Annotated in this window: 33 protein-coding genes; 19 read left to right on the forward strand and 14 right to left on the reverse strand. The window is 49.3% G+C overall.

Translation table 11 applies throughout. The annotated features are described in order from the left end of the window. Positions 1 to 104: 104 nt before the first annotated feature. The 5 genes from cysE to CELL2_RS01360 are packed head-to-tail and all read left to right on the forward strand — an operon-like array spanning position 105 to position 3,771. Positions 105 to 767, forward strand: a complete 663-nt coding sequence (cysE, locus tag CELL2_RS01340; RefSeq protein ID WP_012895999.1) for a serine O-acetyltransferase — start codon at positions 105 to 107, stop codon at positions 765 to 767. Then, positions 682 to 1,557 (forward strand): cysteine synthase A, encoded by an 876-nt coding sequence (gene cysK, locus CELL2_RS01345; RefSeq protein ID WP_012895998.1) that lies wholly within the window; start codon positions 682 to 684, stop codon positions 1,555 to 1,557. The genes cysE and cysK overlap by 86 nt, the downstream gene beginning before the upstream one ends. After that, a complete protein-coding gene (locus tag CELL2_RS01350) occupies positions 1,554 to 1,985 on the forward strand; it encodes a DUF123 domain-containing protein (protein WP_012895997.1) in 432 nt (143 codons plus the stop codon). Before cysK ends, CELL2_RS01350 begins: the two co-directional genes overlap by 4 nt. Further along, the gene (locus CELL2_RS01355; protein ID WP_038033795.1) at positions 1,924 to 3,492 is read left to right on the forward strand and encodes a ribonuclease J; all 1,569 of its coding nucleotides are present in this window, start codon (positions 1,924 to 1,926) and stop codon (positions 3,490 to 3,492) included. Before CELL2_RS01350 ends, CELL2_RS01355 begins: the two co-directional genes overlap by 62 nt. Before the next feature lie 33 nt (positions 3,493 to 3,525). Beyond that, positions 3,526 to 3,771 (forward strand): acyl carrier protein, encoded by a 246-nt coding sequence (locus CELL2_RS01360; protein ID WP_004081111.1) that lies wholly within the window; start codon positions 3,526 to 3,528, stop codon positions 3,769 to 3,771. 6 nt (positions 3,772 to 3,777) lie between these two features. On the opposite strand, the gene CELL2_RS01365 is transcribed toward CELL2_RS01360, so the two are convergent. The 5 genes from CELL2_RS01365 to CELL2_RS01385 all read right to left on the reverse strand — a co-directional run bounded on the left by CELL2_RS01365 (position 3,778) and on the right by CELL2_RS01385 (position 6,747). Further along, on the reverse strand, positions 3,778 to 4,707 hold the full coding sequence (locus CELL2_RS01365; protein WP_004081112.1) for a hypothetical protein: 930 nt from the start codon (positions 4,705 to 4,707) through the stop codon (positions 3,778 to 3,780). Beyond that, positions 4,704 to 5,495, reverse strand: coding sequence for an S-adenosyl-l-methionine hydroxide adenosyltransferase family protein (locus tag CELL2_RS01370; protein WP_004081113.1), 792 nt, complete (start codon positions 5,493 to 5,495; stop codon positions 4,704 to 4,706). The genes CELL2_RS01365 and CELL2_RS01370 overlap by 4 nt, the downstream gene beginning before the upstream one ends. 159 nt (positions 5,496 to 5,654) lie before the next feature. Continuing rightward, positions 5,655 to 5,816, reverse strand: coding sequence for a rubredoxin (gene rd / locus CELL2_RS01375; RefSeq protein WP_004081114.1), 162 nt, complete (start codon positions 5,814 to 5,816; stop codon positions 5,655 to 5,657). Positions 5,817 to 5,826: 10 nt separating this feature from the next. Then, positions 5,827 to 6,222, reverse strand: a complete 396-nt coding sequence (locus tag CELL2_RS01380; protein ID WP_004081116.1) for a class II SORL domain-containing protein — start codon at positions 6,220 to 6,222, stop codon at positions 5,827 to 5,829. A gap of 12 nt (positions 6,223 to 6,234) precedes the next feature. Beyond that, entirely contained in the window at positions 6,235 to 6,747 is a 513-nt protein-coding gene (locus tag CELL2_RS01385) for a rubrerythrin family protein (protein WP_004081119.1), read from the reverse strand. Between the two features lie 281 nt (positions 6,748 to 7,028). On the opposite strand from CELL2_RS01385, the gene CELL2_RS01390 reads away from it, so the two are divergent. The 7 genes from CELL2_RS01390 to CELL2_RS01420 all read left to right on the forward strand — a co-directional run bounded on the left by CELL2_RS01390 (position 7,029) and on the right by CELL2_RS01420 (position 12,577). Continuing rightward, a complete protein-coding gene (locus CELL2_RS01390; RefSeq protein WP_012310429.1) occupies positions 7,029 to 7,559 on the forward strand; it encodes a cupin domain-containing protein in 531 nt (176 codons plus the stop codon). Between the two features lie 24 nt (positions 7,560 to 7,583). Then, positions 7,584 to 7,976 carry an adenosylmethionine decarboxylase gene (gene speD, locus CELL2_RS01395; RefSeq protein WP_011942943.1) on the forward strand — a complete coding sequence of 131 codons (393 nt, stop codon included), beginning with the start codon at positions 7,584 to 7,586 and terminating at the stop codon, positions 7,974 to 7,976. Between the two features lie 13 nt (positions 7,977 to 7,989). Then, positions 7,990 to 8,871 carry a polyamine aminopropyltransferase gene (gene speE, locus CELL2_RS01400; RefSeq protein WP_038033791.1) on the forward strand — a complete coding sequence of 294 codons (882 nt, stop codon included), beginning with the start codon at positions 7,990 to 7,992 and terminating at the stop codon, positions 8,869 to 8,871. 73 nt (positions 8,872 to 8,944) lie between these two features. Then, positions 8,945 to 10,276 (forward strand): tRNA (N6-isopentenyl adenosine(37)-C2)-methylthiotransferase MiaB, encoded by a 1,332-nt coding sequence (gene miaB, locus CELL2_RS01405; protein ID WP_038033790.1) that lies wholly within the window; start codon positions 8,945 to 8,947, stop codon positions 10,274 to 10,276. Next, the gene (locus tag CELL2_RS01410; protein WP_038033789.1) at positions 10,239 to 11,099 is read left to right on the forward strand and encodes a phospholipase D-like domain-containing protein; all 861 of its coding nucleotides are present in this window, start codon (positions 10,239 to 10,241) and stop codon (positions 11,097 to 11,099) included. The genes miaB and CELL2_RS01410 overlap by 38 nt, the downstream gene beginning before the upstream one ends. After that, on the forward strand, positions 11,077 to 11,883 hold the full coding sequence (locus CELL2_RS01415; RefSeq protein WP_012310432.1) for a Cof-type HAD-IIB family hydrolase: 807 nt from the start codon (positions 11,077 to 11,079) through the stop codon (positions 11,881 to 11,883). The genes CELL2_RS01410 and CELL2_RS01415 overlap by 23 nt, the downstream gene beginning before the upstream one ends. Beyond that, positions 11,843 to 12,577: a hypothetical protein gene (locus CELL2_RS01420; protein WP_200877811.1), complete on the forward strand. Its 735-nt coding sequence runs from the start codon at positions 11,843 to 11,845 to the stop codon at positions 12,575 to 12,577. Before CELL2_RS01415 ends, CELL2_RS01420 begins: the two co-directional genes overlap by 41 nt. A 1-nt stretch (position 12,578) precedes the next feature. Here the strand turns inward: CELL2_RS01420 and CELL2_RS01425 are convergent, their stop codons facing one another. From CELL2_RS01425 to CELL2_RS01435, 3 genes are read right to left on the reverse strand one after another with little or no spacing between them, the layout of a single operon-like run. Further along, positions 12,579 to 12,881 (reverse strand): nucleotidyltransferase family protein, encoded by a 303-nt coding sequence (locus CELL2_RS01425; protein ID WP_052132630.1) that lies wholly within the window; start codon positions 12,879 to 12,881, stop codon positions 12,579 to 12,581. Positions 12,882 to 12,918: 37 nt separating this feature from the next. Beyond that, positions 12,919 to 13,401: a 2-C-methyl-D-erythritol 2,4-cyclodiphosphate synthase gene (ispF, locus tag CELL2_RS01430; protein WP_038033784.1), complete on the reverse strand. Its 483-nt coding sequence runs from the start codon at positions 13,399 to 13,401 to the stop codon at positions 12,919 to 12,921. Between the two features lie 4 nt (positions 13,402 to 13,405). After that, entirely contained in the window at positions 13,406 to 13,936 is a 531-nt protein-coding gene (locus tag CELL2_RS01435; protein ID WP_012310436.1) for a Holliday junction resolvase-like protein, read from the reverse strand. A gap of 53 nt (positions 13,937 to 13,989) precedes the next feature. Here CELL2_RS01435 and nadE point away from each other — a divergent pair, with 53 nt between their 5' ends. Together nadE and CELL2_RS01445 are read left to right on the forward strand one after the other, a co-directional pair. Next, the gene (gene nadE / locus CELL2_RS01440; protein WP_038033782.1) at positions 13,990 to 14,835 is read left to right on the forward strand and encodes an NAD(+) synthase; all 846 of its coding nucleotides are present in this window, start codon (positions 13,990 to 13,992) and stop codon (positions 14,833 to 14,835) included. A 26-nt stretch (positions 14,836 to 14,861) separates the two neighbouring features. Beyond that, on the forward strand, positions 14,862 to 16,787 hold the full coding sequence (locus CELL2_RS01445; protein WP_038033781.1) for an exopolysaccharide transport family protein: 1,926 nt from the start codon (positions 14,862 to 14,864) through the stop codon (positions 16,785 to 16,787). Between the two features lie 28 nt (positions 16,788 to 16,815). Here CELL2_RS01445 and CELL2_RS01450 read toward each other — a convergent pair whose 3' ends face one another. From CELL2_RS01450 to CELL2_RS01470, 6 genes are read right to left on the reverse strand one after another with little or no spacing between them, the layout of a single operon-like run. Then, the gene (locus CELL2_RS01450) at positions 16,816 to 17,778 is read right to left on the reverse strand and encodes a clostripain-related cysteine peptidase (protein ID WP_235231251.1); all 963 of its coding nucleotides are present in this window, start codon (positions 17,776 to 17,778) and stop codon (positions 16,816 to 16,818) included. Next, complete coding sequence (locus CELL2_RS09445; RefSeq protein WP_235231252.1) at positions 17,697 to 18,269, reverse strand: hypothetical protein; 573 nt, start codon at positions 18,267 to 18,269, stop codon at positions 17,697 to 17,699. The genes CELL2_RS01450 and CELL2_RS09445 overlap by 82 nt, the downstream gene beginning before the upstream one ends. A gap of 13 nt (positions 18,270 to 18,282) precedes the next feature. Next, positions 18,283 to 19,710, reverse strand: a complete 1,428-nt coding sequence (locus CELL2_RS01455; RefSeq protein ID WP_038033905.1) for a hypothetical protein — start codon at positions 19,708 to 19,710, stop codon at positions 18,283 to 18,285. Positions 19,711 to 19,714: 4 nt separating this feature from the next. Beyond that, positions 19,715 to 20,326, reverse strand: coding sequence for an HAD family phosphatase (locus CELL2_RS01460; protein WP_052123918.1), 612 nt, complete (start codon positions 20,324 to 20,326; stop codon positions 19,715 to 19,717). Continuing rightward, positions 20,316 to 21,518, reverse strand: a complete 1,203-nt coding sequence (locus tag CELL2_RS01465; protein ID WP_038033779.1) for a hypothetical protein — start codon at positions 21,516 to 21,518, stop codon at positions 20,316 to 20,318. The genes CELL2_RS01460 and CELL2_RS01465 overlap by 11 nt, the downstream gene beginning before the upstream one ends. A 1-nt stretch (position 21,519) precedes the next feature. After that, positions 21,520 to 24,498 carry an SLBB domain-containing protein gene (locus tag CELL2_RS01470; RefSeq protein WP_038033777.1) on the reverse strand — a complete coding sequence of 993 codons (2,979 nt, stop codon included), beginning with the start codon at positions 24,496 to 24,498 and terminating at the stop codon, positions 21,520 to 21,522. A 225-nt stretch (positions 24,499 to 24,723) separates the two neighbouring features. Between CELL2_RS01470 and CELL2_RS01475 the strand changes: the two genes are divergently transcribed. Genes CELL2_RS01475 through CELL2_RS01495 form a run of 5 tightly spaced genes read left to right on the forward strand, consistent with a single transcriptional unit; the run spans position 24,724 to position 26,214 of the window. Then, complete coding sequence (locus CELL2_RS01475) at positions 24,724 to 24,918, forward strand: DUF1659 domain-containing protein (RefSeq protein WP_038033775.1); 195 nt, start codon at positions 24,724 to 24,726, stop codon at positions 24,916 to 24,918. Positions 24,919 to 24,932: 14 nt separating this feature from the next. Beyond that, on the forward strand, positions 24,933 to 25,142 hold the full coding sequence (locus tag CELL2_RS01480) for a DUF2922 domain-containing protein (RefSeq protein ID WP_038033773.1): 210 nt from the start codon (positions 24,933 to 24,935) through the stop codon (positions 25,140 to 25,142). An 18-nt stretch (positions 25,143 to 25,160) separates the two neighbouring features. Next, positions 25,161 to 25,394 carry a hypothetical protein gene (locus CELL2_RS01485; RefSeq protein ID WP_038033772.1) on the forward strand — a complete coding sequence of 78 codons (234 nt, stop codon included), beginning with the start codon at positions 25,161 to 25,163 and terminating at the stop codon, positions 25,392 to 25,394. Next, complete coding sequence (locus CELL2_RS01490; protein WP_012310443.1) at positions 25,387 to 25,764, forward strand: sigma factor; 378 nt, start codon at positions 25,387 to 25,389, stop codon at positions 25,762 to 25,764. The genes CELL2_RS01485 and CELL2_RS01490 overlap by 8 nt, the downstream gene beginning before the upstream one ends. 42 nt (positions 25,765 to 25,806) lie before the next feature. Further along, on the forward strand, positions 25,807 to 26,214 hold the full coding sequence (locus tag CELL2_RS01495; protein ID WP_038033770.1) for a glycoside hydrolase family 73 protein: 408 nt from the start codon (positions 25,807 to 25,809) through the stop codon (positions 26,212 to 26,214). The last annotated feature ends 1 nt before the right edge of the window (position 26,215 follow it).

Raw genomic sequence — 26,215 nt, forward strand, 5'->3', positions numbered from 1 at the left:
GAGGTTCACCTTTTTGTGATGAAGAGGTTTCTTTGACCTTAACAATTAGGTTGATATAATTCTATTGGATCAAACGATCTGGAGGTGGTGGATATGGTATCGGGATGCGGTTGTTGTTCAGAAAGGTTGGTGAGTTCTTCAGGGATTTCGTGAGTATTTTCAAGCACATATCAGAGGATCTTGAGATGTACCTCAAGCTCGATCCCGCCGCAGAGAGTAAGCTTCAGGTGTTTTTCTTCTACGCTTCCTTCCAGGGTCTTATGTGGTACAGATTCGCTCATTTCTTCTACAAGTGGAAATTGAAAGTCCTCGCCTACCTCATTTATTACTTTGTGCGTGTTGTGTTCTCCATGGACATCCATCCAGCGGCAAGAATCGCTCCGGGAGTGGTGATAGACCACGGTATCGGTGTGGTCATCGGAAGCACCGCCTCGGTGGGAAGGGGAACGCTCATCTACCACGGAGTCACTCTCGGGACGAGAAAGCCGTGCTCCGGAAAAAGACACCCTGACGTGGGTGAGAACGTGATGATTGGAACGGGAGCGAAGATCCTCGGCCCGATAAGAGTTGGAAACAACGCCGTTGTGGGTGCGAACGCGGTCGTCCTTGAGGATGTTCCAGACGGAGCCGTTGTCGTAGGTGTTCCTGCAAGAATAGTCAAGTGGAGGAGGGATTTCTGCGATGATGGAAAGACTGATAGGGAGCACTCCTATAGTGAGGCTCGATTCGATAGACTCGAGAATATTCTTGAAACTGGAAAAGAATAATCCCGGTGGCAGTGTAAAGGACAGGCCCGCCCTCTTCATGATTCTCGATGCGGAAAGAAGAGACCTTCTCAGGAACGGCATCGTGGAGCCAACGAGCGGCAACATGGGAATCGCCATAGCGATGATTGGAGCAAAGAGAGGACACAGAGTGATCCTCACGATGCCCGAGACCATGAGTGTTGAGAGAAGAAAGGTCCTGAAAATGCTCGGGGCGGAACTCGTTCTCACACCAGGGGAACTGGGAATGAAGGGTGCCGTGGAAAAAGCGATAGAGATATCCAAAGAAACCGGTGCACACATGCTCAACCAGTTCGAAAATCCCTACAACGTCTACTCTCACCAGTTCACCACAGGTCCGGAGATCCTCAAACAGATGGACTATCGGATAGACGCCTTCGTTGCGGGAGTGGGAACGGGAGGTACGATCAGCGGAGTGGGAAGGGTTTTGAAAGGCTTTTTTGGAAACGAAGTGAAGATAGTAGCGGTGGAACCAGCGAAATCTCCCGTTCTCTCTGGAGGCCAGCCGGGAAAACACGCCATCCAGGGCATAGGAGCGGGCTTTGTTCCGAAGATCCTGGACAGATCCGTGATTGACGAAGTGATCACCGTGGAGGACGAAGAGGCCTACGAGATGGCGAGATACCTCGCAAAGAAAGAGGGACTCCTTGTGGGAATCTCCTCCGGTGCCAACGTCGCAGCCGCTCTGAAGGTAGCCCAGAAACTCGGGCCAGACGCGAGGGTCGTGACCGTTGCACCGGACCACGCGGAAAGATACCTGAGTATCCTATGAAGGGAACTTACATTCTGCTTTTGAAACTCGAAGAGAGTGTTGCTTTGAGGTATGGAAAGAAAACATCTCATCTGGAACCAGGTTACTACGCCTACGTAGGATCCGCGATGGGGGGATTCTTCAAGAGGATCCCCCGTTATTTTCTCGGTCCTAAAAAGAAACACTGGCACATCGACTACCTGCTGGATCACGCACAGATCGCCGGGTTGATAATGTTCAGCGGAAGAAATATCGAAGAGGAGATCTCGAATGTGTTATCATATCATTTTGAAGGAATAGAGAGCTTCGGTGCGAGTGACCTCAGGGTGAAAACCAACCTCTACCGCGTTGATCCCGACAAACTCTTTTCTCTTCTGGGGGGGTTCCGTGAGAATAGAGATACTCGACGGGCACAGAAACATAGGGGGAAACAAGATCAGAGTGGTTGATTCTGAGAACGACGGTTTTCTGCTGGATTTTGGATTGAACTTTTCCAGATGGGGAGAGTTCTTCGAGGAGTTTTTGAACCCCAGAACAGGTAAGATCCTTCATGACCTGCTGAAGCTCGAAATGGTTCCCCGGCTCAACATTTACAGGGACGACCTCTTCGATGGAAAGTTCGAAGATCCTGTGAACCACGCCTTTCTTTTTTTGAGCCATGCGCATGCGGATCACACCGGAATGGTGGGCCTCATAGACGAAAAGATCCCCCTCCTCATGACCGGCGAAACCTTCGCTGTGATGAGAGCCAGTGTGTACACGAGCAACTCAAACGTTCTGACTCAGCTCGGTGGAAAGAAAAGAAGAAGGGTCTCAGATAAAGATCTGGAAAACGGAATCCGCGAAGACCTCACGGTGAGCCCGGGAAATTCGAAGAGCGCGGAAAGATTGACAAGACGCGTTTCTTTTCCTAAAGAGGTCGAACTCAACGACGATTCAACTGTTGTCGATATGAACTCCCTGTGGAAGAACGAGCTGTTCGTTGAACCTGTGTACCACTCCGTCATAGGAGCCGCGGGCCTTGCGGCAAGGGTGGACGATCTCTGGCTCGCTTACACCGGAGACTTCAGAACGGGTCCCGAGACAGCAGAAGAAGAGCGCTACTGGCTGGACACTCTCGGTGAAAAGAGACTCGCGCTTTCTCTCAGGACCTCGAGATTTTTTGAGAATCTGAAAGACAAGCGCCCGCTCGTTCTCATCGTTGAGGGAACCAGAGTCACGAGGGAAGAGAACGTGGAGAACACGGAAAAGGACGTCTTCGAAAACGCGATGAGAGTTTTCAGGGGGACGAAGAATCTGATACTCGTAGATTTTCCCATCAGACACCTGGAGAGGCTCTTCACCTTCCTTAAGGTCTGCATGGAAAACGACAGAAGACTCGTTCTCATGCCAAAAGACTACGCCTATCTTCTCGAGATGGAACGAGTGGAACCACTCTGGAAGCTGACGGATGAGGAAAGGTCCTTCGTTCGTGTGTACCACCCCGGGAAGGTCACCTACATAAACCTCGAAAAAGACGCACTGCTTCGAGCCAGAGAGGAAGGGATCCTTCTCTCACCAGAGGAGATAAACCTGCATCCAGAAAAACACACCATGGTTGCGGGATACTGGGACTTCCCGCACATCCTCGATCTCGACGAAAGAGTTCTGAACGGCGCCGTCTATATCCACTCAACGAGCGAAGCCTACACGGAAGAGCAGGAGATCGACGCAAGGCGCTTCATGAACTGGCTCAGGTACTTCAACATAGTTCCTTTCGGTATAAGAGAAGTGAACGGAAACATCGTCTTCACAAAAGAGTTCCACGCCTCGGGCCACGTTTCTCCTCAGGGTCTGGAAAAGATTTTGAACGAACTGAACCCGGATTACATAGTGCCCGTTCACACCCTGAATCCGGGCTGGTTCGTCGAGCGCTGGGATGAAAGGGTCTTACTTGAGAATGTGATTGTGTTATAATTTTTTTCGACACTTCTAAGAGGAGGTGGAAAAGTGGCGAGCAGAGAGGAGATCTTTTCAAAGGTGAAGAGCATAATCTCTGAAAAACTCGGAGTGGATGAGTCACAGGTCACAGAGGAGGCAAAACTCATAGACGATCTCGGTGCGGATTCCCTCGACCTCGTTGATCTCGTGATGGATTTCGAAAGCGAGTTCGGTGTAAAGGTGGATGACGCCGATCTTGAAAAGATCTCAACGGTCGGCGACATCGTCAGCTACATTGAAAAGAAATTGGGGTGAGCTCGCTCACCCCTTTTCTATCTCCTCCGGTGTTAGGACCCTAACCCTCCTGGGAAGACCGTGATCTCTGAACCTGTCACCGCTCAGAACCACCGCGTCCATGGTGTTCGCAAGGGAGATGATGAGGCCATCCGCTGGAGATTCGAAGAGAACGTTCGGAGAGTTTTTCCACCTTTCGAATCCCTTCCTCTCGTGAACTGGCAGCACGAACTCCGCGTTCCTGTCGAAAACGATCCTGTAGGGAAAGAAGAACTCCCTGAAAACAGCAAGCCTCTCAAACACCTCGTAGATGTAAGAGACGGAGAGTCCTCCACGCCAGAGCAGGTTGCTTCCATCGATGACGATCGGTGCAGAAGGGTTTCTGATGATGGCAGAAAGAATGTACGGGTGAACGTTCAGCGTTCTCACGGATTCCTTTCCTCGAAGATCGAGCAAGGAGTAGAAGTATCTCAACTCCTCAATCTCACTCTCTGATAGTTTCTCAATCGAAAGGTTTCGAACTCTCTCCAGAAGATCCGTGTTCTCTCTTTTTTCTTCCTCTTCTTCCGCTTCTTCGAGATGAAGGTAGAGCTCCATGAAATCCTTCTTTCCAAGTTTCACCCTAAGTCTGTTGGCTTCTTCGATGAACTCTTTCACGCTTTCGGCTTTCAGCCTCTTTTTGAGCCTCTCTGAAGGAAGGGGATACTTCTTCGGCAGGTACCAGAAGAGGATCTCAAGAGTGTCTATCTCACTCACTCCAAGGAGTTTCGAAGAAAGCTTCAAGTTCCCCTTCACGGCCTCCTTGATAGCAAGCTCAAAGATGTCAGCCGGCACGTCCACCCTGGAAAGCTCTCCAAGGAAGATTCCTCTCAGTATATTCAGGTCTTTCTCCTTCCAGCCTCTTCTTTTGAGAAGACTCAGAAAATCCTGCCTTGCCTCAAGAAGAACCTGTTTCATCTGCATATCTCGATCTCGTCTCCTTCTTTAACCGAAAGCACCTGACTCGCGTCTCCCAGATTCACGGCGATTTCGAGGAAACCTGCGCTGTCTGGATGAACGAGCAGTTCTCCCGTGTCCACATCTCCGAAGGCCTTCGCGACAGCCGCTTTGAACTCTTTTCTTCCCACTCTCACTCTCACCACGTCGTCGAAATCCACACTGAGCTTCAAAAAGAGATCGAAGGGAATGTTCGTCGACACGTTTCCGAAGGTGTCAACTATCGCCACTTCTCCGATGACTTTCTCGTTCTCGACAACAGGCTTTCTCATCTTGAGAACCTCGTACGAGAGCAGTCTGTCTCCCACTCTCTCCAGCGGAAGTCCCATGTCGAGGTGGGCGGCAACCGGTGCGAAGATGTCCCTTCCGTGGAAAGTGAAGGAAGGATTCTTCTTGTAGAAGAGCTCTCTGTTCTCTATCTCTCTGATCTCGGCAACTCCGTATTCTTCAGCTACAACCGTGAGAACTCCGTTGTCGGGTGCCACGAAGTACTGGTCGTTCTTGGTCTTCATCACGATCGCCTTTCTTGAAGTTCCAACGCCGTAGTCGACAACCACAAGAAAGACGGTGGAAGGAGGAAAATCGAGGGAGGCTCTGTAGAGAACGTGACTCGCCTTTCTCACGTTGAAAGGTTCTACTTCGTGCGTGATGTCGATGATCTCCGCGGAGGGGTTTATCCTCTTGATCACCGCCTTCGCGACTCCCACGTAGTGACTCTTCAAGCCCCAGTCTGTGAGAAATCCGATCATCTTTCTCCCCCCAGATTTTTTGTTTGTTTATCTACTTTATGGTATTATTATAACGAGAGTTATCATTTTCTTTTCGGATCCCGCCCGAGCCCGCCGGGTCGTGGGGAAAGAGAAAGGGGAGGGCCAGCCTCCCCTTTCTCTGACGGTAAGACTTCCAGATCACTCAACCGGTTCAAAATCCTCCTTCGAAGCTCCACAGAGCGGACAGACCCAGTCGTCTGGAAGATCCTCGAAGGGTGTCCCCGGTTCGATTCCGCTGTCGGGATCTCCTTGTTCAGGATCGTAGATGTAACCACAGAGTTTGCACCTGTACTTCTTCACAGAACTCACCTCACTCTTCAACAGTGATCTTTTGACTGCTTTCCCAGAGGCCGTGTATGTTGCAGTAGGAGAGGGCTATGATCGTTCCCGATCTGTTCAATTTTACCACGGTTGTGACAGTAGGCTCTGTGTAAACAGCGCCGATGTTCGGCCCCTGAACGGACTCTCCGTGCGCGTTGAACTCGTACCTTCCCACCTCGTAAACGTATGGATCACCATCAGGTTGGAAGAAAACTTTGATCCACCTGATGTGGTGTTCTGTTGTGTTCGGGTGCGGGATCTCCTTTCCCACGGTAACCACGATTTGAACTTTTTCGTCTTTTTTCACCTTCTCGGGTGCTTCTATGACCGGAACGTGCTTTTCCTTCTTGAAATCTTCCGTCTTGATGAAATCAGAAAGTTTCATGCTATCCCTCCTTTAAATTGAAAATTCCCTGTAAGCGCTCTTCGGTGCTCCGCAAACCGGACACTTCTCTGGTGGCTCTCCTTCAACGGTGTGACCACAGACGGGACAGATGTAGATCTTCTCCGCTGTGTAGTCTTCTCCCTTTTCCACGAGTTCTTTGGCCTTTTTGTACATCTCCGCGTGGATCTTTTCGGCTTCCCAGGCGAACTTGGTGCTTCTTTCCGCTCCTTTTTCTTCCTGGAACTGTGCGACGGTGTTGTAAACCGGGTACATCTCATCGATTTCGAAGGTTTCACCGTCGATGCACTGCTGGACGTTTTCGGCCATCTCTTTGTAGATCTTTCCGAGTTCTCTGTAGTGGTTCCTCGCGTGGACGTACTCCGCGTACGCGATCGCCCTGAAGAGATTCGCGAGTTTCTTCAGTCCCCTCTGCTCTGCTTCATCCGCGAAGATCAGATACTTCATGTGCGCCATGCTCTCCCCTGCGAAAGCGTCCTCAAGGAACTTCTTCGTCATCTCTCTCATACTCTGCACCTCCCTATTTCCATGGTATTTCCTGGATTTATTTTACCACATAATTATAAACTGTAATGATTTTGAATAGTTACATTAAACGATGAGGCTGTTCTAATTGAACTGAGAAAAGATTGCGATCTGCTTTTAGATCATTCCTCCAAGATAAGTTACCTTAATGTAACTTAAGTAACACAAAATTAACCTTGACAACGAAAGGGGGGTGGGTATAATAATGTCTGTGATACTGAACAAGTTTGTCAACTATAGTGGACAAAGGAGTTGGGAACTTTGTGAGGATCGGAGAAAAACTCAGGAAATTAAGGCTCTCAAAAGGGCTCACACAAGAAGAACTCGCAGAACGCACAGATCTTTCAAGAAGTTTCATTTCACAGCTCGAATCGGACAAGACGTCTCCATCCATAGATACTCTTGAAAGGATCTTAGAAGCACTGGGTACAGATTTGAAGCACTTTTTCTCCGACGTGGAAGAAGAGAGGGTTGTGTTCAAAAAAGAAGAGAGGGTTCCGGTCTACGACGAGCCAGAGGGTGTGAAGAGTGAGATTCTGATGAGCGGTGTGGAAGACAAAGAGATCGATCCGATTCTCGTAACACTGGAACCCGGTGCACAGACGGAGGAAGAATCGTACCATGAAGGTTCGGAGTTCGGCTTTGTGATCCAGGGAAGGATAGATCTTTACCTCGATGACAAACGTTACAGGTTGAAAGAGGGAGACTGTTTCTACTACAAAGCAGATAAAAAGCATTACGTAAAGAATTCGGGAAAGAAGAAGGCGGTGTTACTCTGGATCATGATTGACTAAAAATTTCAGAGGGGAGGGATTAACATGAAAAGTCTGGGAAGGCACCTGGTGGCGGAATTCTACGAATGTGACAAAGAGGTTCTTGACAACGTGCAGCTGATAGAACAGGAGATGAAGCAGGCAGCCTATGAAAGTGGAGCAACAATAGTCACGTCAACGTTTCACAGGTTCCTCCCCTATGGGGTGAGTGGTGTGGTGGTGATATCCGAATCCCACCTAACCATTCACACCTGGCCAGAGTACGGGTACGCTGCTATCGATCTCTTCACCTGCGGAGAGGATGTCGATCCCTGGAAAGCCTTCGAACATCTGAAAAAAGCGCTGAAGGCAAAGAGAGTTCACGTGGTGGAGCATGAAAGAGGCAGGTACGACGAGATAGGAATACCCGAGGACTCGCCACACAAAGTCACCGTTTGAGGAGGTGGAAAAGTTGAAAGAATTTGAAAGAGATCTCCAGCCAAGACAGCACCTGTGGTACTTCGAGTACTATACAGGAAACAACGTGGGACTCTTCATGAAGATAAACCGCATGATCTACTCCGGACAGAGCGACATTCAGAGGATAGATATCTTCGAGAATCCCGATCTTGGCGTGGTTTTTTCGCTCGACGGCATCACGATGACCACGGAAAAGGACGAGTTCATGTACCACGAAATGCTCGCACACGTTCCCATGTTCCTCCATCCGAACCCGAAGAAGGTGCTCATCATCGGCGGTGGAGACGGCGGAACGCTCAGAGAAGTCCTGAAACACGACAGCGTGGAGAAGGCGGTTCTCTGCGAAGTGGACGGACTCGTCATAGAAGCCGCAAGGAAGTATTTGAAGCAGACTTCGTGCGGTTTCGACGATCCAAGGACAGAGATCATGATCGCAAACGGTGCCGAATACGTGAGGAAGTTCAAGAACGAGTTCGATGTCATCATCATAGACTCCACGGACCCGACGGCGGGCCAGGGTGGGCACCTCTTCACCGAAGAGTTCTACCAGGCCTGTTACGATGCCCTCAAGGAAGACGGAGTCTTCTCCGCCGAGACGGAAGACCCGTTCTACGACATCGGATGGTTCAAGCTCGCTTACAAGAGGATCAGCAAGGTCTTTCCTATCACGAAGGTTTACCTTGGATTCATGACCACCTATCCCTCCGGCATGTGGTCCTACACCTTCGCCTCCAAGGGAATAGACCCGATAAAAGACTTCAACCCCGAAAAGGTGAAAAACTTCAACAAAGAGCTGAAGTACTACAACGAAGAAGTTCACGTCGCGTCCTTCGCCCTTCCGAACTTCGTGAAGAAAGAACTCGGACTGATGTGAATCGACCCCGCTCCGGCGGGGTTTTTCCTTTCTGGTATAATCTAATTAGCCTGAACGAACTGGGAGGTCGAACATGAGATTTTACATCAAGACCTTCGGCTGTCAGATGAACGAGAACGACTCGGAAACGATGGCCGGTCTTCTAATGAAGGAAGGGTTCACCCCCGCCTCGGCTCCCGAAGAGGCGGATGTGGTCATCATAAACACCTGTGCAGTGAGAAGAAAGTCTGAGGAGAAGGCCTACAGCGAGCTCGGTCAGATGCTGAAGATCAAAAGGAAAAGAAAGCTCGTTGTGGGAGTTGCGGGTTGTGTCGCCGAAAAGGAAAGAGAGAAACTCCTGGAGAGAGGAGCCGACTTCGTCCTTGGAACCCGCGCCGTTCCTAAAATAACAGAAGCGGTGAAAAGGGCGCTTCAGGGGGAGAAGGTGGCGCTCTTCGAAGACCGTCTCAACGAGTACACACATGAGCTTCCACGTATCAGATCCAGCAAGCACCATGCCTGGATCACGATCATATTCGGCTGTGACAGATTCTGCACCTACTGTATCGTTCCGTACACGCGCGGCAGGGAAAAGAGCAGACCGATGGAGGATATTCTGGAAGAGGTGAGAGAGCTCGCGAAACAGGGCTACCGCGAGGTGACCTTCCTCGGTCAAAACGTGGACGCCTACGGAAAAGACCTGAAGGACGGCTCTTCCCTCGCCAAACTCCTCGAAGAGGCCTCAAAGATAGAGGGAATTGAAAGAATCTGGTTTCTCACTTCCTATCCGACGGACTTCTCCGACGAACTCATAGAGGTGATCGCCAGAAATCCGAAGGTGGCAAAGTCCGTCCACCTCCCCGTGCAGTCCGGAAGCAACAGGATACTGAAGCTCATGAACAGAAGTTACACGAAGGAAGAGTACCTCGCCCTTCTTGAGAGGATCAGATCGAAGGTGCCGGACGTTGCCATAAGCAGCGACATCATCGTCGGTTTTCCAACGGAGACGGAAGAAGACTTCATGGAGACGATCGATCTTGTGGAGAAGGCGCAGTTCGAACGCCTCAACCTCGCGATCTACTCTCCACGAGAAGGTACGGTGGCGTGGAAACACTACAAAGACGACGTGCCCTACGAAGAGAAAGTGAGGCGCATGCAGTTTCTCATGAACCTCCAAAAGAGGATCAACAGGAAACTGAACGAGCACTACAAGGGAAAGACGGTGCGCGTCATCGTGGAGGCTCAGGCAAAGAACGGCCTCTTCTACGGCAGGGACATCAGAAACAAGATCATCGCCTTCGAGGGTGAGGAGTGGATGATCGGCCGATTCGCCGACGTGAAGATCGAAAAGATCACGGCCGGTCCGCTCTACGGAAAGGTGGTATGGATTGAAGAAACTCCTTCTCCTGTTTCTACTGATAAATGAGATAATTTTCTCGCGGGTCTATTTCAGCACGGTGGACGATCTTTCACAGCTGGTTCTCTCACACCTGAACTCTGCAAGCGACATCACGATCGTTGCCTACTCGATCGACCCGGAGTATCTCGGATTGAAAACTGCGAAAATGGCTTCCGAGGTGCCCGTTCAGGGCGCTTTCGTTCACGTTTCAGAGGGTCTTCTTCACTCGAAATTCATCGTTCTCGACTGCGAAACGGTGATCTTCGGTTCTGCGAACTTCAACCGCTCCAGCTTAGAAGAACATCTGAACAACCTCATCGTCTTTCACTCCAAAGAGATAGCGGACTTTTTCGAGGGAATTTATGACTGGCTCGTTCACGGGAAAAGGCCACAGGTTCGGCTCAAGACTGAAGAAGGTGAGTTCTTTTTGATTCCCGCGGTGGATGTTGAAGAGATCGTCTTGGATTCGCTCTGGAAGGCGAAAAAGTACGTTCTTCTCTGCAGCTACGCTTTCACAGATGAAGACGTCTTTGCCACGCTGAAATTCCTCTCCTCGCAGGGTGTGGAGGTGTACATCATCACGGACGAGTGGTTCGAGTCTTCAAAGCTCAGAGAACTTCCACTTGGAACCTTTCACATTCTCGAGGTGAAAGAACCCTTGATGCACCACAAGTTTCTTGTCGTTGATGGAAAAACTCTGATCACGGGCTCTGCGAACTTCACAGAGAGTGGTTTTCACAAAAACGTGGAGGTTGTGTTCAAAACGAGTAACAGAGAGTACGTAGAATCTTTCGTGGAAGAGTTCGAAAGGATCTGGAGGGGATACTTTGTACAGGGTGTTCGTTTTTGATCTGGACGGAACGCTCCTGAACGACAGCCTGGAGATCTCGGAAAAGGACAGAAAAGTGATCGAAAGGCTTTCCAGAAATTGCCACGTCGTTTTTGCAAGCGGCAGGATGCTCGTCTCGACGCTGAATGTGGAGAAGAAATACTTCGGCAGGACTTTTCCCACAATCGCATACAACGGCGCGATGGTGTACATTCCAGAAGAAGGTGTGATTTTGAACGAAAAGATTCCACCCGAGGTCGCAAAAGACATCGTGGAGTACGTGAAGCAGTTCAACGTGCACTGGCAAGCGTACATAGACGACGTGCTTTACTCCGAGAAAGACAACGAAGAGATAAGGGGCTATGCGAAACACTCGAGTGTGGAATACCGGGTTGAACCGAAACTTCTGGAGCTTGTCTCAAAGGTGGGAACAACCAAGATCCTTCTCATCGATACTCCGGAAAAACTCGACGAACTGAAGAAGATCCTCTTGGAGAAGTTCAACAATGTGGTGAAGGTCTTCAAGTCGTTCCCGACGTACTTAGAGATCGTTCCAGAGAACGTAGACAAGGGAAAGGCGCTGAGGTTTCTCCGGGAGAGAATGGGATGGAAGAAAGAAGAGATCGTCGTCTTCGGCGACAACGAGAACGACCTGTTCATGTTCGAGGAAGCGGGGCTTCGCGTGGCCATGGGAAACGCCATCGACAAGGTGAAGGAGGCGGCGGACGTTGTCACGCTCACTAACAACGATTCTGGTGTGTCTCATGTTCTTGAGCGCATTTCCACAGATTGTCTTGACGGATGAGATTCCAGAGAACCCCACGGGTCTGGTGGCGGTGAGAGTTCCTCTTCAGAACGTTTTGAAAGACGTCTCTCTTCTGTGCCTTGGAAGTTCTGGAAATTTGACCCTCGCAAAAGACGTCGGAATCGCTGTAGGAAAGATCCTGAAAGAAAAAGGTGTGACCTACTACGTCTTCGGCAGTTTCGACGTTTTGAGAATAACCGACACAGATCCCCTCGCAAAGGTCTCAACTTCCCCATATATCACCGCTCAGGTGCTATCTCTTCTCGCGGAGGGACTCTCCACAGCGGGAGTTGTGCCCGTTTTCAGCGCAGCTGGAGAGGTGAACGAGCAGGTGATCAGTGCTCTCATCACAAGAAAGGCCACCTATCCCATGATGGTGGAAAGCGTGGAAAAGTACGAACGGCTGAAAAGGCTCGGCTACACAACAACGCTCGTCATCGACACAGAAGGAAACGTGCTTGTTGGAAAGCCCTTGAAATTCTCCTGGTCCTATGAAAAGGAGATAGACTACGAATCTCTCAGAAGGGAAGTACTGGAAAATTCTATCGTCCTTCTTGATAGAAACGTCAAAAAAATCAGTGTGAACGATCCGTGGAGCGGTGGGGTGCTCGTTTTCTCTGATGAAGAGTGGCTTCTGAAAATCGCTCAGGACGTACTCGATGGGAGAAGAGCCCCCACAGGAAGGACACCATAGTTCAAATCTCTATCCCCTCTCTTTCGATCAATCTTTTGAGAAACTCGGGACATCCTTCAAGATCGATCAGATCTATCTCGAACTCAGAGAACCTGTTGATTTCAGAAAGCACCCTGAAATATTCCTCTTTCGGGAGGCCTTCCACCGCAAGATCGATGTCGGACCTTTCTGTGAACTCGCCTGTTCCTCTCAGGTACTTTGCAAGAGAGACAAAAAGAACCACTTTTCCTACGCCGTACTTTTCCCTCAGCACTTCTGCGATCCTCTTTGCCTCTTTGAGGGCCTTCTGAGATAACACCTTCATCTTTTCTTCTTCTTTCTTTTTCTCTCTACCCAGTCCCTTATGTACTCTTCGTACATTCTTTCTCCTCCAAAAGGCACACCGCGTAAGCTGAGATGCCTCTGCCTTCACCTTCGAATCCCAAGGTGTTTCCGCTTTTGAACTTCACGTTCACGTGGGGTGTTTTCAACACGCTCTTCAGATTCTCGACGATTCTATCCCTGTAAGCTGACATCCTCACACCGGAGAGGACAACCGTCGAGTCAACGTTTATCACCTTGAACCCTCTTTCTTCTATCATGCCCATCGTCTTTTTCAGAAGCTCAAAGCTGATTGCGCCTCTGTACTCTTCCGTCTCCGGAAACCACGTTCCTATGTCGCCAAGGCCAACGGCTCCAAGCAGAGCATCTATTATCGCATGTGAAAGAACATCACCGTCCGAGTGGCCGAGACTTCCAACAGGAGAGTCTATCTCCACACCCGCCAGAATAAGCCTTCTTCCCTCAACAAGGGGGTGTCTGTCGTATCCAAAGCCGATGAACATAAAATCATTCCCCCTGATAGTGCAATTTTTCCCAGTAGACTTCTTTCCTTTCCACCACATCTCTCACCTGTCTTTCTCTGGTGGACAGATTCCCTGTTTTTCCCGTTTTAACTTCCACGAACACTATCTTCTTAACGTTTCCCTCACTCAAACCATCAAAGACCACGAAATCCACGGGTGTTCCTATAAACCTCGCATCTTTTGAATTGTACTTGAAATCCGGAAAGTACGGTATGAGATGCTCCGTGACCTGTCCCATGATCACGCTCCTGCTTTTATTGATAGCATCCTCTCTGATCTTTTTTTCTTCCGCCAACTTCCACTCCTGAAACCTCACTTCGTATTCTCTTTTCAAATTTGCCTCAAGAACTTTTCTCTGAAGTTCCCACTCGTTCTTCTTCCAGTCTTCAAACATCTTCATAGCCCTGCTTTCGGCTGTTCCTTTGAGCTCTTGAATCTCGCGTGACATTTTTAGAAGATTCCTCGCCAAGATGAAAACTACAATGACGAGAATTACAATAATTACTATCATCATGCGAATCCCCCCTGTCTTAATTCTACATGTTAAAATCCCAGAGGGTGATAGCAGTGAAAGAAAGTCTCATCAGTTTCATAAAAGAAAAGATAGAAGAGTACAACTACAGAGGAGCGGTTGTCGGAGTGAGCGGTGGGATCGACTCCGCCGTCGTTCTTTCTCTGTGTGTTCAAGCGCTCGGAAAAGATCGTGTGTTTGGTCTCATTCTTCCAGAGCGCGACTCTTCAAAAGATTCGGTGAAAGACGCCGTTGAACTCTGCGAAAGCCTGAAAGTTGAGTACAAAATAAAACCCATCACTCCCATCTTGAGAAAAATAGGTGTCTACAGGCTCTTTCCACCAAAACTCTTTTTTCCAGAATCGGTCGTGAAAAGATACGTCCTCAACAAATGGAACTCTCTTTCGAAGGATCCCTTCCTGGACGACCTCAGAAACTCCGGTCCCGACGAGTTTCTGAAAGGCCTCGCCTACTACAGAATAAAACACAGAATCAGAATGTGCCTTCTCTACTTCGAGGCGGAGAAGAGAGGCTACGCCGTTGTGGGAACGACGAACAGAACGGAGTACCTCACAGGCCTGTACGTGAAGTGGGGTGACGAGGCTGTGGATATAGAACCCATCATGCATCTCTACAAAACGCAGGTTTTTGAACTCGCAAGAGAGCTGAACATCCCGGAGAAGATCCAGAAGAAACCGCCGTCTCCAGATCTCATTCCGGGTGTCACAGATGAGATGGCCTTCGGCATGAGCTACATGGAGCTTGACCGCATACTGATGAAGATCGACAGGGGAGAGAGTTTGGAAGACGAAGACCCAGAAAAAGTAGAGAGAGTGAAGAAGATCCTCGAACTTGCAGAAAAGCACCGCCGTGGGATTCCAATCAGCTTTGATAGAATATAATCAGAACACACCAAGGAGGGAAAGCTGTGGAAGAAAGAGAACTAACGCTCGGCGATATCCTTTCGATGTTCAAAAGAAGGTCAAAACTCTTCTGGATCGTTCTCGTTCTGACGGTCCTTGCAACGGGGATTTATCTTTTACTCGCCACGCCAAAATACGAAGCCTCTGCAAAAGTGAAGGTCTCCACACAGGAAGGTATGAGTCTTGGGCTTTCGGTTGAAGGTCTTCTCGGAGGTCTTTCCGGACTTTTTGGAGGAGGAAGTCTCGAGGACGAAATACAGATCATGCTCTCTCGAAGAAACATTGTAGCCGTGATAGACGAGCTTGACCTTGCCCACAAACTCCTCGATGAAAAAGACATAAAAAAAGCTATGGAAAACGGCCTCACAGAAGACGATTTGAAACTCTCTCTTTACAACTACATGGTGGAAAAGCTCATAACCGTCGAGCCTGTGAAAAATTCGAACATACTGGAAGTTAAATTCACCTGGCAGGATCCAAAGCTCGCCGCCGAGGTGGCGAACAAGATCGTAGAAAATTACGTCAAGATCAGTGAAAGCATCGCCAAAACCCAGCTTGGGGCGAAAAAAGAGTTCCTCGAAGAACAGATCCCGAAGGTGGAGCAAGAACTCAAAGAAGCAGAAAGCAAACTCAAGGTCTTCAAAGAGCAGAACAGAATTTATTCTGTTGAAGCACAGACACAGGTTCTGATAGACAGGTACGCTTCTCTTCTTCAAAAGATGGAAGAAGCCAGAATCGCCATGGAAGCAACACAGAAACAGTCTGAGTTCTTCTCGAAAGAACTCAAAGATCTCGACATCGAAATCGAGCAGATCAAAGACAGCATCACCTTCGATCCTATCATTTCTCAACTCAAAAGCAATATGATCAACATTCAGATAGAGCTTGCTGGTCTCATGGAACGTTACACAGAGACAAACCCGGCTGTGGTGCAGAAAAAAGCTGAACTCCAGGAGACACAGAAACAGCTCGAAATAGAGCTCAAAAGACTTCTCACCTCCCAGGTGAAAAAAACAGGCAACCCCGTCTACGAAGAAGCACTCAGCAGTCTCATAAAGGCAGAGTCGGAGAAAATCCTGTATCAGTCTCAGTACGAAGCCTTCAAGAAACTCTACGAGGACATGGAAAAAGAACTTTCAAAACTTCCCGAACTCGAACAGCAACTCATTGAACTCGAAAGAGACTACAAAGTGAAAGAAACAATCTACACCACTCTTCTTCAGGCAAAGTATGAATCTCTCATATCTGAAGCAGCGATCACCGCCAACGCGAACGTCATAGACTGGGCAGTTCCACCGCTCTCACCCTCAAAGCCAAACAAAAAACTCACCCTCGCGGTCGGAGGGGTGCTTGGAATATTTCTTGGCATCCTCGCTGTCTTCTTCGCGGAGTTCACCGACAGAAGAATCAAATCAGAAAGTGAGGCGGAGTACCTCCTCGGTGTGGAAAAGATCGTGGCGAGAGTTCCTCTGACAAACAAAAGTGAAGTGATAGAAAAGGCCCTCGGAATTTCCGCAGTGAAAGCAGGAAAGGTGGTGTTCATCACCGCAATAGAGGACGGAGCGGGTGTGAGCACCACAGCAAAGCACATGGCGCACCTTCTCTCGAAGAAGGGAAAGGTACTTCTTCTCACTGAGGAAAACGTCGATGGCCCATTCGACAGAAAGGACGTCTTCGACCTTTTGAGGAACCCGGAGATCCTCGAAGAATTCAAAGAACACTACGACAAAGTGATCATCGACGCACCTTCGCTGAAGAGAACACCGGAGTTCCTCCCGGTAGCGGAAAAAAGCGACACCACGTACATCGTGATCAGACTCGAACACACCTACTCGGAAGATCTAAAGATGCTCCACTCTCTGAAGAAGGTAGACGGCTTCATCCTGAACGGCCTGACGAGGAGAAACTCAACGTACGTGGAGGAAAAATGAGGAGGGGATTTTCCCCTCCTTTTATTTTTCACTGCAGCCAATACACCAGAAATTCATCCCACTGTGTGTCGTTGGGGAAGGAGAGAGTCATGTAGTCGTTCTCATATATTCCATACACACTCCTGCTTTCAGGCATGAAGATGCTGACTGGAGCCAAGAGTTTTCGATCACCTTTTTCACCGTAGGAATGAACAACAAACGAGGATGGATCGGGAGCTATAGAGAGTTTTGTCACCCATTTGTCTATAAAATCACCGAGATCAACAAGAACGGGCCGATTGTAATAGTCAATGTAACTCTTCACCACATCAGAATAAACCGCGTCGACCTTGCTCAGATTCGCTTTCAGATCATAAGTGAATGAATCTAAAGCAGAAACAAAACCTTCTACTTGCGAAGTGTCGTACACCGCAAGGCTCAGTCCATCTTGACGGTAAGAATCGTAAGCGGGAGAAGAATAGTAATCCCTGTAACTGTCAACAATCATCTCTGCCACACTGAACTGTGTACTATCGGGAGTTATCTCATCCAAGAAACTGTAATTCCATCCATCCGCTGGTTCGTTGAAACTGGAAGCCACAATGTAATGAGCCGTGTTTCTGAGTTCGTATATCACCTCCAGAGAACCCATAAGGCACGCATCGAACCCGAGAATGTCGAGCTTCTGTCCGTCAAGAGCGCCGTTGATCACGTTTTCAAGCGCCATTCTCAGATCTTTCACTGCTATTGCGCTTCCGGAGGTATCATCAAAGCTGATTGCTTTTGAAGAATCGTACATTGAATCACCTATCCACGCACTTCCGTGATCCCACATGATCAGCGCTCTGTAGGTTGACGAGAAGTTCTCAAAGACATACTTCAACCAGTATTCGAGGTCTTCGTAAGAACCGCTGTTGAAGTCTACCCCCGTTATTCCCATGATTGCTTTCCAGTTTCCATCATTGTCGAGAACCAGAATTCCATCGCTCGTACCTCCCCCATCGTAAAACACCACCACGGAGACGTTTTTTTGTTGGTGTTTCTCATCTCTTCAAGATCTTGATCACTGTATCCCCACAGATTGTTGTCCCCGCACATCCACACCACAAAGAGCCATTTTGGAGAGATAAAATCAAGGGAAAAGTTTTCCATAAGAAAAGGATTTCCCTTCACCTGAACGTAAAGATCGCACTCACCTTCTTTTGGAGAAAAAAACGAAAGTTCAGCCCATCCGAAGGAATCCGTTTTCGCTTCATCTTCTTTCACGTAGTAAGAACCGTAGGAATTTTTTATCTTCCTGTAGAGTTCCACCGTCACGCCAGAAACAGGATTTCCACTCTTATCGAGCACCTGAACATCGATCAGCGCGTACCTTCCCGCAACGGGTTCCCCTCTCGTTTTCACCACAAGAGAATCGGGGGTCTGCAAACCACTTGTCAAATCAGGCAGCGTACATCCAGCAACAAGAATTACCACACCTGCCACAAGAAGAAACCACCTCATCTCTTCGCCTCCCTCAGAATTCCCATTTCATGCCGAGTCCCACACTCGCGCTTCCTTCAAACAGCTCTAAAGAAAAGAGAAAATTCTTCACACTCCCTCTTATGCTCAAACCGGGTACTTTTTTTGTTTCTCCCTCCTCTTCCTTCGGATACTCCGACTGCAGTGTGTTCGGCCCTTTCACCAGGTAGAAAGCGTTCACCCCAAGGTTCAGATCTTTTCCGAACAGCTCAAGCGAGGCGTTGAAGATCCTCGCATCCGGTCCGAAGGCAAACCCCACCGGATAGTCAACGATCGTTCTGGAGGGAGGAAAATTGGTGAGATAGACGAATCTGTTGTTGAACTTCAAGTAGGGAAGGAACGTGTTGTACACGAACTTTGTAGCCAGAGCGTACTCGACACCCAGAACTCCTTTCAAGCTTCCCGCAGAAAACACCTTTCTTGCTCCCACGTTGAAGGCGTAGGCTGTTGGTTTCGATTCGTTCTCAGTCGTTCCCACAAGATCGTCGAGAGCGAACTCTCCGTGGATCTCCCAGCCTTTCAGCGGAACGTAAGAGAAGTCAAGCACCGCCATAGAGTTCGTGTAGCCTTCGTTGTAGTTGTTGTGCCAGATTGCGAAGGGACTCGCTGAGAAAAGATCGGGGTACTTTCCGCCGATCATCGTGAGCTCTCCCGCACTGAACCTGAAGTTCTCAAAGGGGTGAAAGTCGAGCCTGTGGGCTACCAAGGTTTTCACCTTCTCGGTGTACGGAGAGAGGGGATCTGCGTTCACAGGCCTGAAAGTACTCTGTTTTTCCCACTCTTCAGTTGTCAAAACGGGATTTATCGAGATCAGGTGGAACGTGTACTGTACCTGGGCCTTCGTTGAGAACGTGAAATGGCTGAAGTAAGGACTCACATCCGAGATCACAACGGGAAACTCGGAGCTTCCCCATCTGATCTTCGATCTTCCAACGGCTACGTAGAAATTCTCACCATCGTAAACACCGTAAGCGGTGTACGGAAAAGTCGAATCGGCGCTCGAAAGTTCTTTCCACAGTGGTGGAACATTGCTGTGAAGGTCCAGATAAAAGTCGCTGTAGTTGTTTGTGAAGGGGATCTCTGTGTAAAACGAAATCTCTCCCACGAAGCCTTCGAAAGAAACGTTCAAAAAGTAAGGAGTGTTCTCGTACAGGTAGAAGTTCTCCCAGGGAGGATCAGAGAGGACGAACCATCCCGTTTTTGTCTTTCCCTGAAAATTCCCGAAATAAAAAAACGGTGAGATCTCAAGAGAAACTCTATTTTCTCTCTCACCAGAAGGCATGGGAAGAACACCGGGAAGCGCTTTTCCTTCGAGAACGTACTCGTAAACCATCTGAGGTGCGAGCTCTGTGATCAACGGCTCTGAAAACAAAACAGAAGAGACAATCACAGCAAAGAAAACCCACCACTTTCTCACGATCATCCCCTCACAGTTCAATCTTCAGCTCTCTGATCAGAATCTCTTTCAATCTCAACGGCTCTTCGAGATGAACAGCCCGAAAGCCAAGTTCTCTTGCGGCCTCGACGTTTTCCGGTGTGTCGTCTATGAAGAGGCTCTCTTCAGGTACAATCTTGTATCTTCTGATCAGCTCGAGGTATATCTCTTTCTCAGGTTTCAGGTAGCCCACATGAGAGGAAATCACCATGCCGTCGAAGAGTTCGAAGAAATCGTACCTTTCCCTCACCATCTCGAAGTAGATCCTCCCGTAGTTGGAAAGAGCGTAGAGTTTGAAGGTCCTTTTCAGAGCTGGAAGAAGTTTCACGTTCTCTTCAATGGGTCTCAAAAGTTCTGGAACTTCCCTTTCAAGCCTTTCTACGTACTCTCTGAACCCAGAAAGCTCTCTCTTCTTCTTTTCCCACAGCTTGTTCTCAGGAAGAACACCTCTGTCCATCAACTTCCAGTCCTCGTGCTTGAAGATCTCTTTCTCGAGAACCCTCGCCACCTCTTTTGGGAAAGACTCGATCAGGTACTCACACGGTCTCCAGTCGATCAGGACCCCTCCAAGATCGAAAACGATGTTCTTCACTTCAAAAGCCAACTTCGAGCTTCACCTCCAGACCGAGCCCATTGAGGCTGTTCCACCAGACATCCACGTTTCCTCCGTACTCTCCAAAGAAGGCCTTCAGGGACACCTTCACCGTGTGTTCCTCTGTGAGATCGCCGATGAGCCATTTCGTGTCGGGGGGCATCTGTTCACCGTGCCAGGGCTCCTCTGGTGTTCTGTCTCCATAGACGAGGTAGTGGTACATAACACCGAGAGAACACCAGCCAAGAGAGCGTTCAAGGCCGAGTTTCAAAGAAAAAGAGTTTTCACCGTATTTGTATCCGATCATCCTGTCTTCGATCGCTCCTTCGGAAAAGTACGTGTATTCGTAGGGAACGTTTGAGCTTGTCCTCTCGAAGGTGTACGCGCTCGCACCGGAGGCTTCTCCGTAGAATCTCCAGGGACCCGTTCTGTATTCACCGCCGAGAAGGAGTGCTATCTTGTCCGGGTTCAGATATCCTCCTGTTCCAAGGAGCCTGTTCAGGCTCATGTCGTCTATCAGTGCCTCGAAATATACCCTTCCCGCACCGAAATTGAACTCAACCCATCCTCCCATGAGGGCGTTCGCGTTCTCTGAAGGATCCCTCCAGGGAGCCCCCTCCTGGTACTGCCAGATCTCCTGTACGGCGATCGTTGGGATAGGAACGAAGAAGTAGTAAGGATTGAACACCTCGTTCAGATAAACCACGGCGTCCTCGTAGGCGATCTTCAAGAATCCAAGGTCGAACACCACCGTTCTGTAGTTGAAGCTCTTTTCGTCGTTTATACGAAGCCAGAGTGATTCAACGTGCCAGTTGTTTCGGGAGTAATTCAGAGAAAACCCGGGAAAGCCGTAAAAGCGGGAGTTGTTGTCCAGAAAGAGTTTGTCGATCCCGGGACCCCTCTCCTCGTTCAGGATCCCCGCCTTCAGCTTAAAGGGGCCTACCTTCCCAGAAAGGTTCGCCTCCGGGATGTAGTAGAACTCCACTAGCTTTTTGAGTTCATCGATGATACCGGTGTGAACTATCCCGAAGCCCTTGCCCACACCGGCTCTGCAGTTGAACTGCCAGTCCTCGTCGAGCCACACACTCTCGGACAGCTCTCCCGTCCATTTGAAGCCGTTCTCATAAGAAAGATCGAAGGAGACATTCATACCGGCGAAGATGAGAACCGGCAGAGCTATCAAAATTGAAACCAATCTCCTCACGTTACCACCCCATGAAGTCTCTGACGTTGCTGATTGTGTTTATCACGGTGTTCACTATGGAGAGCGCCTCTGTCACCTGTATGAGCGGGTTGTCGGGAACGAAGACCACATCACCCGGTGCGACGTTCGGATTCACACCTCCACCCTTTCCAGAAAGAACTCCTGAGAGATCGCAAACGGTGACCTCTCCCTGAGGTCCTCCCTTGAATAAGAATATCCTGCTTGTGGCGGCTCTGTCTGTGAACCCACCGGCCCTCATCACCACATCGAACACCGTCGAGTACCTGTCCACCTTCACGATACCCGGTGTCCTCACGTTACCGAGCACGTACACGTAGTTCGTTTCAACGGGTGGTACGTACACCACGTCTCCTGGCTCTATCTTCACCTTCTGCACCTCGTCTATGTTCGTGAAGTCGTAAGTCGTTTCATTCTCTCCCCTTCTCAGGATCACCTTCGTCTTCAGGGCCCAGTTGCTCAGCCCACCGGCCTGTGCTATGAGCTTCAGAAGTGTCACGTCTCCTTTGAGCTCGTACGCACCGGGTCTTACCACCTCTCCCACGACGTAGGCGAAGTTCTCCGTCTCAAGAGGCACGAAGACCACGCTTCCGCTCTCAAGAACAGGCCCACCTGTGTTGATCACGTCTTCATAATACACTTCTTTCTTCTCACCCGATGGACTCACAACGACGATCCTGCTCGATCCCGTGCTCTTTACACCGCCCACCTTGCCCAGGACGTTCCTGAGCGTTGGTGTTTCCTCGTCTTTGAAGGTCACGAGCGTGTTCGTGATGCCTTCTCCGAAGACGTAAACGTGAGGTCTTTCGGTGTATTTCACGTACACGAGGTCACCGTCCTTCAGCTCGAACAAGCTGAGCTGGCTTTCAGGAACGGTGATCTCACCGCCGTTTCTCAGAACGACCACGTTGCCCGCTTCGAAGAGAGCGTCTTCTTTGTACCCTCCCGCCTTCACAATGGCTCTGTCTAAGAGAGCCGACTCATCGGGCTCGAAGACAACCATCTGAGGCACCTTCACAAAGCCGTCCACGTAGACTCTGACGGCTTCTTTCACATCCACTTCGACAACCGCACCGTCTTCGAGCGAAAGATCGGTAACTTCCGCCAGTTCCTGCACCTTTCCGCTCGAGCGCACCTTCAATCCCGCTATGTACTTCTTCTGTATTTTTCCGAACCTCGCGAGGGCTTTCTCAAGTGTGATGTCTTCGTCTTTCGCAAAATCGACGTATCCGTACACGTCCCCGGTGAAATAGACCCTCTTCGTCTGTATCGTCTTCACGAGGATCGTGTCGCCTGTTTTGAGAGAAACATCCTCCGTCAATACCTTCTCTGGATCGAAGCTCTTTTCTTCACCGTCTCTCAAAAGTGAAAGACTCTTCACAAGAGAGAAATCCTCGATCCCGTACTTCTTCAGGGCCGTCGAGAGTGTGAAGGGTTCGTCCTTAGCAAAACTCATCCTTCCGTTCCTTGTAGCATTGTCTCCCACCATGTAAACGAACCTGTCCGTGTATTTCTCCACGTAGACGAACACTCCGTCTTCGAGGGGAATCTCTTTTTCCACTATCTCCTCTGGGAAGTATTCCTTTCCAGACAGTTTCACGGAGACAACCTGACTTTCATCGATGAACCCACCGGCCTTCGCTATGAGGTTTCTCAGCGTGAACGCCTCATCCTTTCCAAAGGCGTAAAGCCCGGGGCTTCTCACGTACCCGAGGATGTAAGCCTTCTTTGGAACGAACTCCTTCACGTTCACTACGTCGCCGGGTTTCACAAGAAAATCTAACTTGTCTGGTGAAAGCTCCACAGTGCTTCCGCCTCTTGTGATGACGATCGAATCGATTTCTTCAACACTTCCTCTGAACCCTCCTGCCATCGAGAGGAGCTTTTCCAGGGTCACCGATTCTTTCGGAGAGATCTCGTAAACACCTGGTCTTGCCACATATCCTGATACATAGACTCTTGTCTCTTCGTATTTTTTTATCTCAACGACATCTCCGACATTCAGCTGAACGTTCTCATCCAGCACTTCCGGTGCGTACTCCGTGGTTTTTCCATTCCTTGTGATCAGAACCTTTTCTATGTATCTGTTATCAACGGAGACTCCGCCGGCCTTCGCCACGAGGTTCTTGAGCGTGAGAGACTCTTCTCTGGAGAAGGTGTACATTCCCGGTCTTGCCACCGCTCCCACAACGTAGGCGAACCTCTCGTCGATCTTTTGAACGTGGACCGTGTCTCCCGGCTTCAGAAGAAGGTTCTTTTGATAGAGATCTTTCTCAGATATCTCGGTCGTTTGGTCCTTCGAGAGGACGATTATCTTTCCTGAACTCTCCTGTGTGGTGCCACCCGCTGCCGCTACGGCGTCGAGCAGGGTCATCTCTCTTCTGTAGGGGTAGATCCCGGGCTTTGCCACGGCTCCAACGACCTTCACGAACTCCGTGTAGCTCTTTTCTGGAAGTATCACCTGATCGTCTTCCTGGAGCACCACGTCCTTATCGGGAGCTTCTCCCCAGAGAAGCGAGGAGAGATCCAGTTCAAAGACCTTCCCATCCCTGAGGACCTTCACCTTCGAAAGGTCAACGGAGGAAAGATCCACAGAGAGAAGAGAGAGAAGTTCAGAAACGCTGAGATCTTCTATTCCCATGTCTACCACTCTGTTCACAACACCGGAGACGTAAACGTTCCTCGGTGCGATCTGCTGAAGAGACACGATCACCTCAGGATCAGAAAAACTCTTGGAGAGCCTCTCTTTGAGAAACTCTGTCACCTGGTCCACACTGAGGCCTTCCACCTTCACACGTCCCACGTACGGAAACGTGATCGCACCTTCTATGTCCACTGCGCAACTTCTCGTCAGATCTGGGTATCCCACCACTTCGATCCTCAAAACGTCTCCCTTTCTTATGGTGTAGGACAGAGAAAACACCGCAGCTAAGAGAAACAGAAAGATCAGCACTCTTTTCATGCCGAACCCTCCTCTTCGTTTTTTCTGTTGAAGATTATACCTTATGTCCGGAAAAAGACCGAATCAGAACTGATTCGTTAACCGTCTTTTATTCATTAATATGTTGAATACATAAAATAGATTTTTCATCCTAACACAACCGTTACACAATCTATGTCAAAAACACGGACTATAATATATGGAGCGGCTGCGCAGCCCACCAAAAAATTCACAGGAGGTGTTATCATGGAAAAGGCCCTCAGGATCGTGTGGGCAACAGGTGAAGTGGACGAAAACGGAAACCCTGTGACGAGAAGACAGACCATCTCCGTCAGTTCAAACGCGACGGCACAGGACCTTGCAAATGCGGTGAACGCCCTCGATTCTCTCTCGAGCTACACCTACGTTTCCGCCCAGCTCGTCACGTACGAAACCATATGAGGAGGTGAAGTGGCATGAAGAGATTGTACATGGATTTTTACAACGAGGCAGAGGGAAAGAGAAGGAGAATCATAGTGAACAGTCCAGCTGACGGTCTCACAGCGGATCAGGTTCAGGCAGCCATGCAGACGCTTGTGGACTCAAAAGTCCTGGAAGGCTACACGATCGACAGAGCAGTGATAGTTGAAACCAACTCGAACGAATTCTTCGATCTCATCCAGTGACGAAGGGAGGGCGTCTGTATGATGACAATACTTCCATTTCTCAAGGACGTCCTCCCGCTCGCCGTCTCCCTGGTCGAAAGACCGGGGGACGGTGAGTCCAAGAAGGAGGAAGTGAAAGAGATCGTCTTCGGTCTCTTCGACAGCTTCGGAATCGACCTTCCCTTCGACGACGATATCCTGGATCACATCCTGGACTACGCCATAGACTTCGTGGTGGACTTCTTCAACGATCGGGTGTGGAACAATGCCTGATCACACCAGAAGAAAACTCGAGAACACAAAGGACGAAGATCTCTCCATCGATTTGCTTTTTCAAAAATACGAACCAGATCTGAAGAAAAAAGCGGGACATTACTTCAAGAAATTCGGATACAAGTTCCTCTCCTACGAAGACCTCTACCAGACGATCTGTTACCTGTTTTGCTACGCACACAAACTGTGGAACAAAGACAAAGGAGAGTTCGAACCCTACTTCAGGTGCATCGTAAACAGAAAGATGAACGACATCGTAGCAGGGAAAACACCTCCTCGCTGTTGTGATTATCCTTTCAACGTGCTCAAACCTGAGTATCTCAAAGAGCCGTGTTATCCAGAAGACCTCGACGAAAAGATCGAAAACTGAAAGCGGGGGCATCCCCGCTTTCTTTTTTCCGGAGGTGATAAAATGAAAGAGGAATTTCTCAAAAGGTTCAGCGAAACCGCCTTTCTTCTGGGAAAGCTCACCGGAATGGACTCAAAGATACTCCTTGCCCAGTCCGCCCTCGAAACCGGCTGGGGAAGGCACACGGTGGGAAACAACCTTTTTGGCATAAAGAAACTTTCCTGGCTCGAGGGTGGAGTTGAAGCAGAAACGAAAGAATTCGATGGAGTGAAAACGATCGATACGTTTCAAATTTTTGTCAGCCCAGAAAACAGTATGATCGCCTACTTGATTCTTATCAAAGAGTGTTATAATAAAGCCTGGGAGTGTAGAAAGGAACCAGAGAGATACTTCGAACTTCTTCAAAGACTCGGGTACGCGACAGATCCATCGTACGCGGAAAAGTGCATAGGAGTGTACAGGTGTTTCTGAG

Origin of the sequence: Thermotoga sp. Cell2 (genome assembly GCF_000789375.1) — a bacterium.
GTDB classification, from domain to species: domain Bacteria; phylum Thermotogota; class Thermotogae; order Thermotogales; family Thermotogaceae; genus Thermotoga; species Thermotoga petrophila.

Bases quoted from the DNA above. Each gene is read 5' to 3' on its own strand.
- CELL2_RS01380 (WP_004081116.1), bottom strand. From the start codon at position 6,222: ATGAAACTTTCTGATTTCATCAAGACGGAAGATTTCAAGAAGGAAAAG.
- CELL2_RS01485 (WP_038033772.1), top strand. From the start codon at position 25,161: ATGATGACAATACTTCCATTTCTCAAGGACGTCCTCCCGCTCGCCGTC.
- CELL2_RS01350 (WP_012895997.1), top strand. From the start codon at position 1,554: ATGAAGGGAACTTACATTCTGCTTTTGAAACTCGAAGAGAGTGTTGCT.
- cysK (WP_012895998.1), top strand. From the start codon at position 682: ATGATGGAAAGACTGATAGGGAGCACTCCTATAGTGAGGCTCGATTCG.
- CELL2_RS01370 (WP_004081113.1), bottom strand. From the start codon at position 5,495: ATGATCGGATTTCTCACAGACTGGGGCTTGAAGAGTCACTACGTGGGA.
- speD (WP_011942943.1), top strand. From the start codon at position 7,584: ATGAAAAGTCTGGGAAGGCACCTGGTGGCGGAATTCTACGAATGTGAC.
- CELL2_RS01480 (WP_038033773.1), top strand. From the start codon at position 24,933: ATGAAGAGATTGTACATGGATTTTTACAACGAGGCAGAGGGAAAGAGA.
- cysE (WP_012895999.1), top strand. From the start codon at position 105: ATGCGGTTGTTGTTCAGAAAGGTTGGTGAGTTCTTCAGGGATTTCGTG.
- CELL2_RS01490 (WP_012310443.1), top strand. From the start codon at position 25,387: ATGCCTGATCACACCAGAAGAAAACTCGAGAACACAAAGGACGAAGAT.
- CELL2_RS01385 (WP_004081119.1), bottom strand. From the start codon at position 6,747: ATGAGAGAGATGACGAAGAAGTTCCTTGAGGACGCTTTCGCAGGGGAG.
- CELL2_RS01435 (WP_012310436.1), bottom strand. From the start codon at position 13,936: ATGATGATAGTAATTATTGTAATTCTCGTCATTGTAGTTTTCATCTTG.
- CELL2_RS01425 (WP_052132630.1), bottom strand. From the start codon at position 12,881: ATGAAGGTGTTATCTCAGAAGGCCCTCAAAGAGGCAAAGAGGATCGCA.
- CELL2_RS01365 (WP_004081112.1), bottom strand. From the start codon at position 4,707: ATGAAACAGGTTCTTCTTGAGGCAAGGCAGGATTTTCTGAGTCTTCTC.
- CELL2_RS01495 (WP_038033770.1), top strand. From the start codon at position 25,807: ATGAAAGAGGAATTTCTCAAAAGGTTCAGCGAAACCGCCTTTCTTCTG.
- CELL2_RS01470 (WP_038033777.1), bottom strand. From the start codon at position 24,498: ATGAAAAGAGTGCTGATCTTTCTGTTTCTCTTAGCTGCGGTGTTTTCT.
- ispF (WP_038033784.1), bottom strand. From the start codon at position 13,401: ATGTTCATCGGCTTTGGATACGACAGACACCCCCTTGTTGAGGGAAGA.
- miaB (WP_038033790.1), top strand. From the start codon at position 8,945: ATGAGATTTTACATCAAGACCTTCGGCTGTCAGATGAACGAGAACGAC.
- CELL2_RS01420 (WP_200877811.1), top strand. From the start codon at position 11,843: ATGTTCTTGAGCGCATTTCCACAGATTGTCTTGACGGATGAGATTCCA.
- CELL2_RS09445 (WP_235231252.1), bottom strand. From the start codon at position 18,269: ATGAGGTGGTTTCTTCTTGTGGCAGGTGTGGTAATTCTTGTTGCTGGA.
- CELL2_RS01475 (WP_038033775.1), top strand. From the start codon at position 24,724: ATGGAAAAGGCCCTCAGGATCGTGTGGGCAACAGGTGAAGTGGACGAA.
- CELL2_RS01455 (WP_038033905.1), bottom strand. From the start codon at position 19,710: ATGATCGTGAGAAAGTGGTGGGTTTTCTTTGCTGTGATTGTCTCTTCT.